The 15,761-nt window shown below is 32.8% G+C and carries 14 protein-coding genes; 11 read left to right on the plus strand and 3 right to left on the minus strand.

Going from position 1 to position 15,761, the window contains the following annotated elements; translation table 11 throughout:
* Window positions 1-253: 253 nt before the first annotated feature.
* Window positions 254-1,807 (plus strand): SLC13 family permease, encoded by a 1,554-nt coding sequence (locus tag KI230_RS03410; RefSeq protein ID WP_045177955.1) that lies wholly within the window; start codon window positions 254-256, stop codon window positions 1,805-1,807.
* A gap of 85 nt (window positions 1,808-1,892) precedes the next feature.
* A complete protein-coding gene (locus KI230_RS03415; protein ID WP_045177954.1) occupies window positions 1,893-3,266 on the plus strand; it encodes a cryptochrome/photolyase family protein in 1,374 nt (457 codons plus the stop codon).
* Window positions 3,267-3,420: 154 nt separating this feature from the next.
* On the opposite strand, the gene KI230_RS03420 is transcribed toward KI230_RS03415, so the two are convergent.
* The 3 genes from KI230_RS03420 to KI230_RS03430 all read right to left on the minus strand — a co-directional run bounded on the left by KI230_RS03420 (window position 3,421) and on the right by KI230_RS03430 (window position 4,927).
* Window positions 3,421-3,705 (minus strand): hypothetical protein, encoded by a 285-nt coding sequence (locus KI230_RS03420; protein WP_000154465.1) that lies wholly within the window; start codon window positions 3,703-3,705, stop codon window positions 3,421-3,423.
* Window positions 3,702-4,319: a DUF1361 domain-containing protein gene (locus tag KI230_RS03425; protein ID WP_001191874.1), complete on the minus strand. Its 618-nt coding sequence runs from the start codon at window positions 4,317-4,319 to the stop codon at window positions 3,702-3,704. Before KI230_RS03425 ends, KI230_RS03420 begins: the two co-directional genes overlap by 4 nt.
* A 185-nt stretch (window positions 4,320-4,504) precedes the next feature.
* The gene (locus KI230_RS03430) at window positions 4,505-4,927 is read right to left on the minus strand and encodes a PPC domain-containing DNA-binding protein (protein WP_000776014.1); all 423 of its coding nucleotides are present in this window, start codon (window positions 4,925-4,927) and stop codon (window positions 4,505-4,507) included.
* Window positions 4,928-5,135: 208 nt separating this feature from the next.
* Here KI230_RS03430 and norA point away from each other — a divergent pair, with 208 nt between their 5' ends.
* The 9 genes from norA (at window position 5,136) to KI230_RS03475 (ending at window position 15,717) form a co-directional block, all read left to right on the plus strand.
* The gene (gene norA, locus KI230_RS03435; RefSeq protein WP_138277905.1) at window positions 5,136-6,302 is read left to right on the plus strand and encodes a multidrug efflux MFS transporter NorA; all 1,167 of its coding nucleotides are present in this window, start codon (window positions 5,136-5,138) and stop codon (window positions 6,300-6,302) included.
* Window positions 6,303-6,594: 292 nt separating this feature from the next.
* The gene (locus KI230_RS03440) at window positions 6,595-7,047 is read left to right on the plus strand and encodes a hypothetical protein (protein WP_045177951.1); all 453 of its coding nucleotides are present in this window, start codon (window positions 6,595-6,597) and stop codon (window positions 7,045-7,047) included.
* A gap of 173 nt (window positions 7,048-7,220) precedes the next feature.
* Entirely contained in the window at window positions 7,221-7,703 is a 483-nt protein-coding gene (gene ybaK / locus KI230_RS03445) for a Cys-tRNA(Pro) deacylase (RefSeq protein WP_001107241.1), read from the plus strand.
* Window positions 7,704-7,951: 248 nt separating this feature from the next.
* On the plus strand, window positions 7,952-8,716 hold the full coding sequence (locus tag KI230_RS03450; RefSeq protein ID WP_072384810.1) for a DeoR/GlpR family DNA-binding transcription regulator: 765 nt from the start codon (window positions 7,952-7,954) through the stop codon (window positions 8,714-8,716).
* Complete coding sequence (gene pfkB / locus KI230_RS03455) at window positions 8,713-9,633, plus strand: 1-phosphofructokinase (protein ID WP_000640743.1); 921 nt, start codon at window positions 8,713-8,715, stop codon at window positions 9,631-9,633. The genes KI230_RS03450 and pfkB overlap by 4 nt, the downstream gene beginning before the upstream one ends.
* Before the next feature lie 5 nt (window positions 9,634-9,638).
* Complete coding sequence (locus KI230_RS03460; RefSeq protein WP_001266541.1) at window positions 9,639-11,597, plus strand: PTS fructose transporter subunit IIABC; 1,959 nt, start codon at window positions 9,639-9,641, stop codon at window positions 11,595-11,597.
* Between the two features lie 307 nt (window positions 11,598-11,904).
* On the plus strand, window positions 11,905-13,086 hold the full coding sequence (gene nagA, locus KI230_RS03465) for an N-acetylglucosamine-6-phosphate deacetylase (RefSeq protein WP_001292242.1): 1,182 nt from the start codon (window positions 11,905-11,907) through the stop codon (window positions 13,084-13,086).
* Between the two features lie 220 nt (window positions 13,087-13,306).
* Window positions 13,307-14,656 (plus strand): hemolysin family protein, encoded by a 1,350-nt coding sequence (locus KI230_RS03470; protein WP_000450257.1) that lies wholly within the window; start codon window positions 13,307-13,309, stop codon window positions 14,654-14,656.
* A 221-nt stretch (window positions 14,657-14,877) separates the two neighbouring features.
* A complete protein-coding gene (locus KI230_RS03475) occupies window positions 14,878-15,717 on the plus strand; it encodes an aldo/keto reductase (RefSeq protein ID WP_045177947.1) in 840 nt (279 codons plus the stop codon).
* Window positions 15,718-15,761: the final 44 nt, after the last annotated feature.

Consider the following 15,761-nt stretch of genomic DNA (forward strand, 5'->3'; position numbering starts at 1 on the left):
TCATTTGCATTTTATCTAACTAAGTTTAACTTTTGCTTAGAAAAATGATGCTATGAGGATATTCAGTAGATAGTTTTTTTATGATCTAATATTTAAACTTAGATATCGTTTTGTAATTAACCGAGATAACTCATCACCTAGCAATATTATTTACAAAATATTTCGATAAAATTGTGTATTTTGCATAAATTAAAAATGTATGTTTTAAAAAATTGTTATAATTAAATTAAGATTAAACAAAGGGGTGACTGTTATGTCAGAAGAAAAACATGTAGTGGAACATGAACAACAAAAGAAAGAAAAGACAAAAAAGCAATACAAGCCATTTTGGATTGTCATGAGTTTTATAATACTTATAGTTGTACTATTACTCCCGGCACCTTCAAGTCTGCCAATAATGGCTAAGGCAGTACTAGCTATTTTAGCTTTTGCAGTTATTATGTGGGTAACGGAAGCTGTATCATATCCGGTGTCAGCAACTTTAATTATTGGCTTAATGATATTACTTTTAGGATTTAGCCCGGTTCAAAATTTAGGGGAGAAGCTAGGTAATCCGAAAAGTGGCAGTGCTGTTTTAGCTGGAAGTGACCTTCTAGGAACTAATCATGCATTATCATTAGCGTTTAGTGGATTTGCAACTTCAGCTGTAGCTCTCGTTGCAGCTGCATTATTTTTGGCTGCTGCTATGCAAGAAACGAATTTGCATAAAAGACTAGCTCTTTTAGTGTTATCAATTGTTGGTAATAAAACTAGAAATATAGTTATTGGAGCAATTATCGTTTCAATTGTACTTGCATTTTTCGTTCCTTCTGCAACAGCTAGAGCAGGGGCAGTTGTACCAATCTTGCTGGGTATGATTGCGGCATTTAAAGTTTCCAAAGATAGCAAGTTAGCGTCTTTATTAATAATTACTTCAGTACAAGCTGTGTCAATTTGGAATATTGGTATCAAAACGGCGGCAGCACAAAATATCGTAGCGATTAATTTTATAAACCATCAATTAGGATTTGATGTTTCATGGGGCGAGTGGTTCTTATATGCAGCGCCTTGGTCCATAGTTATGTCCATAGCTTTATATTTCATCATGATTAAAGTGATGCCTCCAGAAATTAATACAATAGAAGGTGGTAAAGATTTAATAAAAGATGAATTGCATAAACTTGGCCCCGTTAGCCCACGTGAATGGCGTTTAATTGTTATATCGATGTTATTATTACTGTTTTGGTCAACTGAAAAAGTATTACATCCGATTGACTCTGCATCCATTACTATTATTGCTTTAGGTGTTATGTTAATGCCGAAAATTGGTGTCATGACATGGAAACATGTTGAAAATAAAATACCATGGGGAACAATTATCGTGTTTGGTGTAGGTATTTCACTAGGGAACGTTCTTTTGAAAACAGGTGCAGCTCAATGGTTAAGTGATCAAACTTTTGGTGTTTTAGGTTTAAAACATTTACCTATTATCGCGACAATTGCACTTATCACGCTTTTTAATATATTGATTCATTTGGGCTTTGCGAGTGCAACAAGTTTATCATCAGCGTTAATACCTGTTTTTATTTCGCTAACCTCTACGTTACACTTAGGAGACCAGTCTATAGGATTTGTTTTAATTCAACAATTTGTTATTAGTTTTGGTTTCTTATTACCTGTTAGTGCACCTCAAAATATGTTGGCTTATGGCACTGGTACTTTTACGGTTAAAGATTTCTTGAAGGCAGGTATACCATTGACAATTGTAGGGTATATTCTAGTGATAGTTTTTAGCATGACTTATTGGAAATGGTTAGGTTTGCTTTAATTAAAAATATAAATAAGAATCTAGGTTATTTTAAAGTGACAAAAAGCTTAATAAAATAAAAAGATAATTGAAGGGTGTTTTGTTTATGGCAATTGCTGTGTTATTAAATCGAATGTTTCGAATGGAACACAATCCATTATTTGAATATATTTATCAACAAAAAGAAGACATTGATGCATGTTATTTTATCATTCCGGAAGAGGACATGTCTTCAGCTTCTGATTTGAAAGCACAGTTTTATCGCGGTACTTTGCAGCGCTTTTACCAATCGTTGCACGCAGAAAAGCTCACACCTTATGTCATGTCTTATGACGATATCATTTCATTTTGTAAAGAAAACAATATCTCTGAAGTAGTGACTGCGGGTGATATTATGAGTTATCATCTTGAAGAATATGATATTTTACATCAACGTTCTTTATTCAATGAAGCACGCATTGCCGTTACTTTGATACGTGGGAATCATTACTTTAAAGCGAGTAAAACAATGAATCAACAAGGGGAGCCATACAAAGTTTTTACTAGTTTCTATAAAAAATGGCGACCTTACTTGAGGCATAGAGACGTATATCACTATGATTTAAAATCATTCGAAGACTTTGTCATTGCATCACCTGATGATTTAGTGTTTGATGACATAGCATTTGGATCCTCACAAATAATTGAACAGAATAAATGGCAACATTTTTTAGATCAAGATATACAGAATTACGAAAGCGGAAGAGACTATTTACCTGAAGTATTAACAAGTCAGCTAAGTGTTGCTTTAGCATATGGATTATTAGATATTATTGAAATTTTTAATGATTTATTGGCACGTTATGATGAAGATGAGGCAAACTATGAAGCATTTATACGTGAACTCATTTTTAGAGAATTTTATTATGTGTTAATGACACAGTATCCTGAAACCTCATACCAAGCTTTCAAACCTAAATATCGACAGATAAAATGGTCGCAAAATGAAGCGAATTTTAATGCATGGTGCGAAGGGCAAACAGGATTTCCAATCATTGATGCAGCAATAATGGAATTGACACAAACTGGTTTTATGCATAATCGAATGAGAATGGTTGTGTCGCAATTTTTAACCAAAGATTTATTTATAGATTGGACATGGGGAGAAAAATTCTTTAGAAAGCACCTTATTGACTATGATGCAGCATCAAATATTCATGGATGGCAATGGTCTGCTTCTACAGGTACGGATGCAGTGCCGTATTTTAGAATGTTTAATCCAATAAGACAGAGTGAACGCTTTGATGCTAAAGCTTTGTATATCAAAACATATCTTCCGATTTTTAATCAAATTGATGCAAAATATTTGCATGATACACAACGCAATGAGTCCAACCTTTTTGAACAGGGGATTGAATTAGGTAGTCATTATCCAAGACAAATGGTAGATCATCAAGAAAAACGTACACAAGTTTTAGCTACATTTAAAGCGCTAGACTAATTCGGCTCAATTGATAGATCTGGCATGAGTAAAATCTGGAGCAGAATATAAAGTTCTTAAGCAATATAAATAAGCCAATTTCTATTATTGATGTGATAGAAATTGGCTTTCCTCAAATATATAAGTTGTATTTAGTTTTCTTATTAATTTGATGTTATCTTAGTATGTCCGTAAATAAAGTGAGGTATAGTACGACATACTCTAAAAACGTAGCGAGATAAATATATTTCAATCTAACTTTTATGTTTTGAGGCACTTGCCATTTAGGATATTGTCGTTCGTAATACGACACTTGTTGTATAAATACACCTAGTCCAAATGGCAGCATCATGAGTAAGATACTTCTTAAATAACTTAAACCAATATCATGCCATATGTGTCCAATAATCAATTGAAAGACAATGATAGATACTATTAAAACGATTATATTTATTGTCACTTGTTCAAACGCACTCCTTTTCCAAATAATAGAATTGCTGCTTGCATGACAACCATAAAACATACAAACATAGCAGTTTTAAGCGTTAGACTTTCTAGAATGTGATTTAAAACATGTAAGGGCTCATTAAAGAAATAAACGGAATGTAAGCGTAAGAAACGACCAATATAAATTCCGAATCCATTTAAAAACATTAGCACGACAACAATTAATCTATTAAGCCAACGGTGAGAAGTCAATGTTAGTATTTCAAAATAGATTAAAATCATCACATAAACCGCTAAGAAGACACCAAGCAGTAAATAGGTAAAGTATTTCCACTCACTTAAATTTAGTCCTGCGTAAAAGTTGAATTGAAATTGGTTCAAATGGATTAAATCAGTTACCATATAAAATGTATTTGGTAAAAGTAACACAAATATAAAACTATATATGATAAAGAGTGGCCATTCATACTTTTTATTCGGTTTGAATAATCGTAATAATAGACTAAGCTCAAAAGGTATATATGCTAAAAACAAATTTAAAGTCATAAATTGAAAAATTTTAGTCTCAAAAAGGGAGACGATAAATAAAATTAAAAAGTAAATTCTAGCGATATATCGAGATTGCATCAATAATAAACACTACTTTCTAATGAAAAAGTTATTCATTCAAATGTGATAGTTATAAACGCATTCAATTCCTAATTAAAAATTTAATTTAACTCGTTGAAGTATATTAATAAACGAGAATGCATTTATGATTAAGCACTTATGATAACTTGTAATAAAATTTGATTCAACTAAAAAGTAAAGTGCTATTGAGGATCAAGTAAATTTAAACCGACTGCATCTTTGAATGAACGTTGAATGTCCAAATCAGTTACAGTAAGAATGATTTCAGCAGTTGCAGAAACAATTGCTTTAGCGAGATGTCCGCTAAAAGTTTCATATGATTGAGTACCGAAAGTAGCATGCAAATGTGCAAAATGACCATTGTCTAGACGAGAAATATTACCTAATAAGCTCGTCAATTCCAGTAGCTCAGTAATATGTTTTTCTTCGTATTGTTTCGTTGTTAAATTGAAAAATTTTAATACAACGTCATCACATGCACCAATGCCGCTGACAGATGTAAATGTTAAGTCTTGGTCATCTGCAAAGGTTGTTATACATTCAACGATATCTTCTCCTTTTTCCAACACTAGTAGTATAGTATGATTACTTTTTTGCAATTTCATATGATCAATCCCCTTTATTTTAATATGTCATTAATTATACAATTAAATGGAAAATAGTGATAATTACAAAGAAAAAATATTGTCAAATGTAGCAATGTTGTAATACAATATAGAAACTTTTTACGAATATTTAGCATGAATTGCAATCTGTCGTGGAAAAGAAGAATAACAGCTTTAAGCATGACATGGAGAAAAAAGAGGTGAGCATATGAATAAACAGATTTTTGTCTTACATTTTAATATTTTCTTGATTTTTTTAGGTATCGGTTTAGTAATACCAGTCTTGCCTGTTTATTTAAAAGATTTGGGATTAACTGGTAGTGATTTAGGATTACTAGTTGCTGCTTTTGCGTTATCTCAAATGATTATATCGCCGTTTGGTGGTACGCTAGCTGACAAATTAGGGAAGAAATTAATTATATGTATAGGATTAATTTTGTTTTCAGTGTCAGAATTTATGTTTGCAGTTGGCCACAATTTTTCGGTATTGATGTTATCGAGAGTGATTGGTGGTATGAGTGCTGGTATGGTAATGCCTGGTGTGACAGGTTTAATAGCTGACATTTCACCAAGCCATCAAAAAGCAAAAAACTTTGGCTACATGTCAGCGATTATCAATTCTGGATTCATTTTAGGACCAGGGATTGGTGGATTTATGGCAGAAGTTTCACATCGTATGCCATTTTACTTTGCAGGAGCATTAGGTATTCTAGCATTTATAATGTCAATTGTATTGATTCACGATCCGAAAAAGTCTACGACAAGTGGTTTCCAAAAGTTAGAGCCACAATTGCTAACGAAAATTAACTGGAAAGTGTTTATTACACCAGTTATTTTAACACTTGTATTATCGTTTGGTTTATCTGCATTTGAAACATTGTATTCACTATACACAGCTGACAAGGTAAATTATTCACCTAAAGATATTTCGATTGCTATTACGGGTGGCGGTATATTTGGGGCACTTTTCCAAATCTATTTCTTCGATAAATTTATGAAGTATTTCTCAGAGTTAACATTTATAGCTTGGTCATTATTATATTCAGTTGTTGTCTTAATATTATTAGTTTTTGCTAATGGCTATTGGTCAATAATGTTAATCAGTTTTGTTGTCTTCATAGGTTTTGATATGATACGACCAGCCATTACAAATTATTTTTCTAATATTGCTGGAGAAAGGCAAGGCTTTGCAGGCGGATTGAACTCGACATTCACTAGTATGGGTAATTTCATAGGTCCTTTAATCGCAGGTGCGTTATTTGATGTACACATTGAAGCACCAATTTATATGGCTATAGGTGTTTCATTAGCAGGTGTTGTTATTGTTTTAATTGAAAAGCAACATAGAGCAAAATTGAAAGAACAAAATATGTAGCATAAGTATTTTGGTGTATATTGATATAAAGTAAAGCGTAATATTATGAATGATTAGCATCGTTTTTCTTATGAATTTTATTAAGAAAATTCGATGCTTTACATTTAAAAAGATTCGATTGACTAAATGTTTTACTCTTTATATTTAAATGTTATATGTAACAAAAAATGATTTTGAGTAATAAACATGTTACAAATATTACATTCTTTTTAAATTGCAATCCACATACCTAATTCATTAACGTTAATGTGTTAAGATGATAAAAAATGAGTAAGGAAATGTGGGTAAGGGGATGACAGTAAAAAATTTATTTTTAGGCTTTGTTGCTGTAATATTAACCGTTTGTTTAATTGGTTTATTAATATTAGCAACAAATGAAGATGCGCTTGCTAAGGTACATAAAACAATTAATACGCTTAACGCGATAAATGTATCAACTGAAGATACTTATAAAAAGAAAATGGATATTCTCAATATTCATACTGCTAAAGCATCTGAAGTGAATGAAAATGTGAAAAAGCAAAATCATTTTAAACATCGTGTGAATGCAAATAAATCAAATTCTTTTAACGAACAAGAGTGCCAAGTTATTGCTGATCGTTATGCAGATAAGCATATCAATGATAATTATGGTTTAGAAAGAATTTCTAAGACAAATCATGGATATAATTATGTGTATTCCAATGATAATTCAACTAGTAAGCAACATGTAAGTATTTCATATCAAGGCATAATAACGAAATAATAGATGGAACAGTGTATTCTAATTGGATATACTGTTTTTATTTTGCAATAATTTAATTTAAAAAGGTGAATTCAACTTATAAAATGATGTAAATGTTATGTCAAAATCAACCAATCCGTAATGTATTTTAAAATGTTAATATAGTTCTGAAGAAGTATAAATGAGGTGTTGAAATGGCTAAAAATAAGAAAACGAACGCGATGCGTATGCTTGATCGTGCAAAAATTAAATACGAAGTTCATAGCTTTGAGGTACCAGAAGAACATTTATCTGGTCAAGAAGTCGCAGAACTCATACAAGCAAATGTTAAAACAGTATTTAAAACGCTTGTTCTAGAAAATACAAAACATGAACATTTTGTATTTGTTATCCCAGTAAGTGAAACTTTAGATATGAAAAAGGCAGCTGCTTTGGTTGGAGAGAAGAAATTGCAGCTTATGCCTTTAGATAATTTGAAAAATGTAACGGGATACATTCGTGGTGGGTGTTCGCCTGTTGGTATGAAAACATTGTTTCCAACAGTCGTTGACAAATCGTGTGAAAATTATAGTCATATCAGTGTGAGTGGTGGGCTTCGAACAATGCAAATCACAATAGCTGTTGAGGATTTGATTACAATAACTAAAGGCAAAATTGGAGCAGTTATCCATGAATGATTAATAACAACAAAAAGTATGGGGCAAGATTAGGAGTGTGACAGAGATGAAATTTTTATAAAATTCATTTCTGCCACACTTTTTTTGATTGAATTAGCATTTTACGATCATAAACAGTCATTACAAATGAGTATTTGAACATAAAAATGTAATTTTATCGTCACAATTTGAGTGTTTGTGATTGTTTTTGGTAATTTATGATTGAAAAGTGAAAGCGTACTCATTATAATACAAAGTGAGATGGGGTGATGATGATAATTACTGAAAAAAGACACGAGTTAATATTAGAAGAACTTTCGCACAAAGATTTTTTGACTTTACAAGAATTAATAGATCGAACTGGTTGCAGTGCTTCAACAATACGAAGAGATTTATCTAAACTACAACAATTAGGGAAATTGCAACGTGTGCATGGTGGTGCAATGTTAAAAGAAAATCGTATGGTTGAGGCGAATTTAACTGAAAAATTAGCAACGAATCTTGATGAAAAGAAAATGATTGCTAAAATAGCAGCTAATCAAATCAACGATAATGAATGCTTATTTATCGATGCTGGTTCATCTACATTGGAGCTAATTAAATATATTCAAGCGAAAGATATCATTGTGGTAACCAATGGTTTAACACATGTAGAAGCTTTACTTAAAAAAGGTATTAAAACAATTATGCTAGGTGGTCAAGTTAAAGAAAATACACTTGCTACGATTGGTTCTAGTGCTATGGAGATATTAAGACGATATTGTTTCGATAAAGCTTTTATCGGGATGAATGGATTAGATATTGTACTTGGATTAACTACTCCCGATGAGCAAGAGGCATTAGTTAAACAAACAGCAATGTCATTAGCCAATCAATCATTTGTACTTATAGATCATTCTAAGTTTAATAAAGTATATTTTGCTCGTGTACCTTTGCTAGAAAGTACGACAATCATCACATCTGAAAAAGCATTAAATCAAGAATCGTTAAAAGAATACCAACAAAAGTATCACTTTATAGGAGGGACTTTATGATTTATACAGTGACTTTCAATCCTTCAATTGACTATGTCATTTTTACGAATGATTTTAAAATTGATGGTTTGAACAGAGCAACAGCAACATATAAATTCGCTGGGGGGAAAGGTATTAATGTCTCGCGCGTCTTAAAGACATTGGATGTTGAGTCAACTGCCTTGGGATTTGCAGGTGGATTTCCTGGGAAATTCATTATAGATACATTAAATAACAGTGCAATTCAATCGAATTTTATTGAAGTTGATGAAGATACACGTATTAATGTGAAATTAAAAACAGGACAAGAAACAGAAATCAATGCACCGGGTCCTCATATAACGTCAACACAATTTGAACAACTGTTACAACAAATTAAAAATACAACAAGCGAAGATATAGTTATTGTTGCTGGAAGTGTACCAAGTAGTATTCCAAGCGATGCGTATGCGCAAATTGCACAAATTACAGCACAGACAGGTGCTAAATTAGTAGTCGACGCTGAAAAAGAATTGGCTGAAAGCGTTTTACCATATCATCCACTATTTATTAAACCTAATAAAGATGAATTAGAAGTGATGTTTAATACAACAGTGAACTCAGACACAGATGTTATTAAATATGGTCGTTTGTTAGTTGATAAAGGTGCGCAATCTGTTATTGTCTCGCTTGGCGGTGATGGTGCTATTTATATTGATAAAGAAATCAGTATTAAAGCAGTTAATCCACAAGGGAAAGTGGTTAATACAGTTGGCTCTGGTGATAGTACAGTTGCAGGCATGGTGGCTGGAATTGCTTCAGGTTTAACGATTGAAAAAGCATTCCAACAAGCAGTCGCATGCGGTACTGCCACGGCATTTGATGAGGACTTAGCAACACGGGACGCTATAGAAAAAATAAAATCACAAGTTACGATTAGCGTACTTGATGGGGAGTGAAAATAATGAGAGTAACAGAGTTATTAACAAAAGATACGATAGCAATGGATTTAATGGCAAATGACAAAAATGGTGTTATTGATGAGTTAGTAAATCAATTAGACAAAGCAGGTAAATTAAGTGATGTCGCGTCATTTAAGGAAGCGATTCACAATCGAGAATCACAAAGTACAACTGGTATCGGCGAAGGTATTGCCATTCCACATGCCAAAGTGGCCGCAGTTAAGTCACCAGCTATTGCGTTTGGTAAATCTAAAGCAGGCGTAGATTATCAAAGTTTGGATATGCAACCAGCACACTTATTCTTTATGATTGCAGCGCCAGAAGGTGGCGCCCAAACACATCTAGATGCTTTAGCTAAGTTGTCTGGTATTTTAATGGATGAAAATGTACGTGAGAAATTATTACATGCTTCATCACCTGAAGAAGTACTAGCGATCATAGATGAGGCTGATGATGAAGTGACAAAAGAAGAAGAGGCAGAAGCTGAAGCACAACAAGTTGCAACTGCAGAACAATCATCTAAACAATCTAATGAGCCATATGTGTTAGCAGTAACTGCTTGTCCAACAGGTATTGCACACACATATATGGCACGTGATGCATTGAAAAAGCAAGCGGATAAAATGGGTATTAAAATTAAAGTTGAAACGAACGGTTCAAGCGGCATTAAAAACCATTTAACTGAACAAGATATTGAAAATGCAACAGGTATCATTGTTGCTGCTGATGTTCATGTTGAGACGGATCGCTTCGATGGTAAAAATGTCGTAGAAGTACCAGTAGCAGATGGTATTAAACGCCCAGAAGAATTAATTAATAAAGCATTAGATACAAGTCGTAAACCTTTTGTTGCCCGTGATGGTCAAAGAAAAGGTAACTCAAATGACAGTCAAGAAAAATTAAGCCCAGGTAAAGCTTTCTATAAACACTTAATGAACGGTGTTTCTAACATGTTGCCACTTGTAATATCTGGTGGTATTTTAATGGCAATTGTATTTTTATTTGGAGCAAATTCATTTAATCCAAAAAGCTCAGAGTACAATGCGTTTGCAGAGCAGCTTTGGAACATAGGTAGTAAAAGTGCATTCGCGTTAATCATTCCAATTTTATCTGGATTCATTGCACGTAGTATTGCGGATAAACCTGGTTTCGCTTCAGGTCTTGTAGGTGGTATGTTAGCAATTTCAGGTGGTTCAGGATTTATTGGTGGTATTATTGCAGGTTTCTTAGCAGGTTACTTAACACAAGGTGTTAAAGCGATGACACGTAAGTTACCACAAGCATTAGAGGGATTAAAACCAACATTAATTTACCCACTATTGACAGTAACAGCTACAGGCTTATTGATGATTTATGCCTTTAATCCACCAGCATCTTGGTTAAATCATTTGTTATTAGATGGATTAAACAATTTATCAGGTTCTAATATTGTATTATTAGGTTTAGTTATTGGCGCTATGATGGCGATTGATATGGGCGGTCCATTCAACAAAGCGGCATATGTTTTTGCAACAGGTGCGTTGATTGAAGGTAATGCAGCACCAATTACAGCTGCAATGATTGGTGGTATGATTCCACCGTTAGCAATTGCGACAGCGATGTTAATTTTCAGACGTAAATTTACAAAAGAACAACGTGGTTCAATTATCCCTAACTATGTGATGGGTATGTCCTTTATTACAGAAGGTGCGATTCCATTTGCAGCTGCCGATCCATTACGTGTTATTCCTTCAATGATGATTGGTTCAGGTATAGGTGGCGCAATTGCTTTAGGCTTAGGTTCACGAATTACTGCGCCACATGGTGGTATTATTGTAATTGTTGGTACGGATGGTGCACACTTACTTCAAACTCTTATTGCACTTCTAGTTGGTACATTAGTTTCAGCATTAATTTACGGTTTAATCAAACCCAAGTTAACTGAAACAGAAATCGAAGCTTCAAAATCAATGGACGAGTAGTTTTAATGATGTAAAATGATTGTTAGCAAAGAGCTTCATATTAAGTTGTAAGTTCAATGAATATATGTTAGTTTTATACATCGTGTTAACGGTAGCTTATACAAAGCTGTAAAAACACTTTCTATTAATTCAGTTTTTATGAATTGATATGAAGGTGTTTTTATTTTTAGATAAATGAATGAAGAAATAGACACAACAAATGTATAGACTTTTTTAATATTTTGCAAAAAGTTATGCCAAACGAAGCAGATATAGTAAAATATGAGTGTCTTAAAGTGAAAATTTATAAATAAAGAAGGGTTTATACGTGTCAGAATTAATTATATATAACGGCAAAGTTTATACTGAAGATGGCAAAATCGATAATGGTTACATTCATGTGAAAGATGGACAGATTGTTGCAATTGGAGAAGGGGATGATAAAGCAGCAATTGATAATGATACGACAAATAAAATTCAAGTGATTGATGCTAAAGGTCATCATGTATTACCAGGTTTTATTGATATACATATTCATGGTGGTTATGGTCAAGATGCAATGGATGGGTCATACGATGGCTTAAAATATCTATCCGAAAATTTGTTATCTGAAGGGACGACATCATACTTGGCCACTACAATGACGCAATCTACTGATAAAATAGATAAAGCACTTACAAATATTGCTAAATATGAAGCGGAGCAAGATGTTCACAATGCAGCGGAAATTGTAGGTATACATTTAGAAGGACCATTTATATCTGAAAATAAAGTTGGTGCTCAACATCCGCAATACGTTGTACGCCCATTTATCGATAAAATTAAACATTTTCAAGAGACTGCTAACAGATTAATAAAGATTATGACGTTTGCACCTGAAGTTGAAGGTGCAAAAGAAGCGCTTGAAACGTATAAAGATGACATTATTTTTTCAATTGGTCATACAGTGGCAACATACGAAGAAGCAGTCGAAGCTGTTGAGCGAGGAGCTAAACATGTCACGCATTTATATAATGCAGCGACGCCATTCCAGCATAGAGAACCAGGTGTTTTTGGAGCAGCATGGTTGAATGATGCTCTACATACCGAAATGATTGTTGATGGCACACATTCTCATCCGGCATCGGTTGCTATTGCTTACCGTATGAAAGGTAATGAACGTTTTTATTTAATTACCGATGCAATGCGTGCAAAAGGTATGCCTGAAGGAGAATATGATTTGGGTGGACAAAAAGTAACTGTTCAATCGCAACAAGCACGTCTTGCAAATGGTGCGCTTGCTGGTAGTATTTTAAAAATGAATCATGGGTTACGTAACTTAATATCATTTACAGGTGATACATTAGATCATTTATGGCGAGTAACAAGTTTAAATCAAGCCATTGCATTAGGTATCGATGATAGAAAAGGTAGTATTAAAGTAAATAAGGATGCAGATCTTGTTATTCTAGATGATGATATGAATGTAAAATCTACAATAAAACAAGGTAAGGTTCACACATTTAGCTAATAAATAATCATAATTAAATGTATGCAATAGATTTAATCTGTTAACATAAGCACTTTATATTATGATAAAATAGAAGCAATAACATTTTTTTCTGGGGGTGTCTAAATGGGAAGGCGATAACATGTAGTTGTAATTTAAGTCATAGTGATAAATTTGAATGCGTGTTACCCATGAGTGACACATATAACATGGAGGTGAATCCCTAGAAATAGGGAATTAATTGGAAACTTCGACCATAATTAGTTTGATTATATTTATTCTATTAATTGCATTAACCACTGTATTTGTTGGTTCAGAATTTGCATTAGTAAAAATTAGAGCAACAAGAATTGAACAGCTAGCAGATGAAGGAAATAAACCTGCTAAAATAGTAAAAAAGATGATTGCTAATCTAGATTATTATCTTTCTGCTTGTCAGTTAGGTATAACAGTAACATCTTTAGGGTTAGGTTGGCTTGGTGAACCAACGTTTGAAAAGCTATTACACCCGATATTTGAAGCAATCAATTTACCAACTGCATTAACGACGACGATTTCGTTTGCAGTGTCATTTATAATCGTTACGTATTTGCATGTAGTACTTGGTGAATTAGCGCCTAAATCTATAGCGATTCAACATACTGAAAAGCTTGCTTTAGTATATGCAAGACCATTGTTCTATTTCGGTAACATTATGAAACCATTGATTTGGCTGATGAATGGTTCTGCACGTGTTATTATTAGAATGTTTGGTGTAAATCCTGATGCCCAAACTGATGCAATGTCAGAAGAAGAAATCAAAATTATTATTAACAATAGTTATAATGGTGGAGAAATCAACCAAACTGAATTGGCATATATGCAAAATATCTTTTCATTCGATGAAAGACATGCAAAAGATATAATGGTACCTAGAACTCAAATGATTACACTAAATGAACCTTTTAATGTAGACGAATTACTAGAAACAATAAAAGAACATCAATTTACGCGTTATCCAATTACTGATGATGGTGATAAAGACCACATTAAAGGATTTATTAACGTCAAAGAATTTTTAACTGAATACGCTTCTGGAAAAACGATTAAAATAGCAAACTATATACATGAGTTGCCAATGATTTCAGAGACAACACGTATCAGTGATGCATTAATTAGAATGCAACGTGAACATGTACATATGAGTCTTATTATAGATGAATATGGTGGAACGGCAGGTATTTTAACGATGGAAGATATTTTAGAAGAAATCGTTGGAGAAATTCGTGATGAATTTGATGATGATGAAGTGAATGATATCGTTAAAATTGATAATAAGACATTCCAAGTAAATGGCAGAGTACTATTGGATGATTTAACTGAAGAGTTCGGTATAGAATTTGATGACTCTGAGGATATTGATACGATAGGTGGATGGTTACAATCTCGTAATACCAATTTACAAAAAGATGATTACGTGGATACAACTTATGATCGCTGGGTTGTTTCAGAAATCGATAACCACCAAATTATTTGGGTGATATTAAACTATGAATTTAATGAAGCGAGACCTACTATCGGACAGTCTGATGAAGATGAAAAATCAGAATAGATATTAATATATAAACCAACTAAGAATGATTTAATTCATTTTTGGTTGGTTATTTTTTTGACTAAAATTAATGAAAAGTGAAAATAGTATTGGAACTCAATATCTTTAATGATTTAATGAATATTTTTTATTGAAAGCGATAATTCGTATTAATTGAGTTTGTTGAAAAATTTAGGGTAATGTAAAGATATAAAAGATACATAGATTGGAGAGATATAAAGATGTTGAATGAGATACAAATATTAAATAATGGATACCCGATGCCTTCAGTTGGATTAGGTGTTTATAAAATCTCTGACGAAGATATGACTAAAGTTGTAAATGCTGCAATTGACGCAGGCTATAGAGCGTTTGATACAGCATACTTTTATGATAATGAGGCTTCACTAGGACGAGCATTAAAGGATAATGGCGTCGATAGAGAAGATTTGTTTATAACAACGAAGTTATGGAATGACTATCAAGGTTATGAGAATACATTCGAATATTTCAATAAATCGATTGAAAATTTACAAACTGATTATCTTGATTTATTTCTAATACATTGGCCTTGTGAAGCAGATGGTCTATTTTTAGAAACATATAAAGCTATGGAAGAACTTTACGAGCAAGGTAAGGTAAAAGCAATAGGTGTATGTAATTTTAATGTTCATCATCTAGAAAAATTAATGGCTCAATCAAGTATCAAACCAATGGTGAATCAAATTGAGGTACATCCATATTTTAACCAACAAGAATTACAAGAATTTTGTGATCGTCACGATATTAAAGTGACTGCATGGATGCCTTTGATGAGAAATAGAGGACTACTAGACAACCCTGTCATTGTTAAAATTGCTGAAAAATATCATAAAACACCAGCACAAGTTGTATTACGTTGGCATTTAGCACACAATAGAATTATTATTCCAAAATCTCAGACACCTAAACGCATTCAAGAAAATATAGATATTTTAGATTTTAATTTAGAATTAACAGAAGTAGCTGAAATTGATGCTTTAAATAGAAACGCAAGACAAGGTAAAAATCCAGATGATGTGAAAATCGGGGATTTAAAATAACTGGATGTTAAATTTTACGTTTATGAATGCCTTTTAATGTGTAC

The organism is Staphylococcus sp. MZ3, assembly GCF_018622755.1.
Taxonomy (GTDB): Bacteria; Bacillota; Bacilli; order Staphylococcales; family Staphylococcaceae; genus Staphylococcus; species Staphylococcus aureus.

What these genes read in the sequence shown, in the direction of transcription:
- KI230_RS03410 (WP_045177955.1), top strand. Translation starts at nt 254, where the DNA reads ATGTCAGAAGAAAAACATGTAGTGGAACATGAACAACAAAAGAAAGAA.
- KI230_RS03415 (WP_045177954.1), top strand. Translation starts at nt 1,893, where the DNA reads ATGGCAATTGCTGTGTTATTAAATCGAATGTTTCGAATGGAACACAAT.
- KI230_RS03425 (WP_001191874.1), bottom strand. Translation starts at nt 4,319, where the DNA reads ATGCAATCTCGATATATCGCTAGAATTTACTTTTTAATTTTATTTATC.
- KI230_RS03430 (WP_000776014.1), bottom strand. Translation starts at nt 4,927, where the DNA reads ATGAAATTGCAAAAAAGTAATCATACTATACTACTAGTGTTGGAAAAA.
- norA (WP_138277905.1), top strand. Translation starts at nt 5,136, where the DNA reads ATGAATAAACAGATTTTTGTCTTACATTTTAATATTTTCTTGATTTTT.
- KI230_RS03440 (WP_045177951.1), top strand. Translation starts at nt 6,595, where the DNA reads ATGACAGTAAAAAATTTATTTTTAGGCTTTGTTGCTGTAATATTAACC.
- ybaK (WP_001107241.1), top strand. Translation starts at nt 7,221, where the DNA reads ATGGCTAAAAATAAGAAAACGAACGCGATGCGTATGCTTGATCGTGCA.
- KI230_RS03450 (WP_072384810.1), top strand. Translation starts at nt 7,952, where the DNA reads ATGATGATAATTACTGAAAAAAGACACGAGTTAATATTAGAAGAACTT.
- pfkB (WP_000640743.1), top strand. Translation starts at nt 8,713, where the DNA reads ATGATTTATACAGTGACTTTCAATCCTTCAATTGACTATGTCATTTTT.
- KI230_RS03460 (WP_001266541.1), top strand. Translation starts at nt 9,639, where the DNA reads ATGAGAGTAACAGAGTTATTAACAAAAGATACGATAGCAATGGATTTA.
- KI230_RS03475 (WP_045177947.1), top strand. Translation starts at nt 14,878, where the DNA reads ATGTTGAATGAGATACAAATATTAAATAATGGATACCCGATGCCTTCA.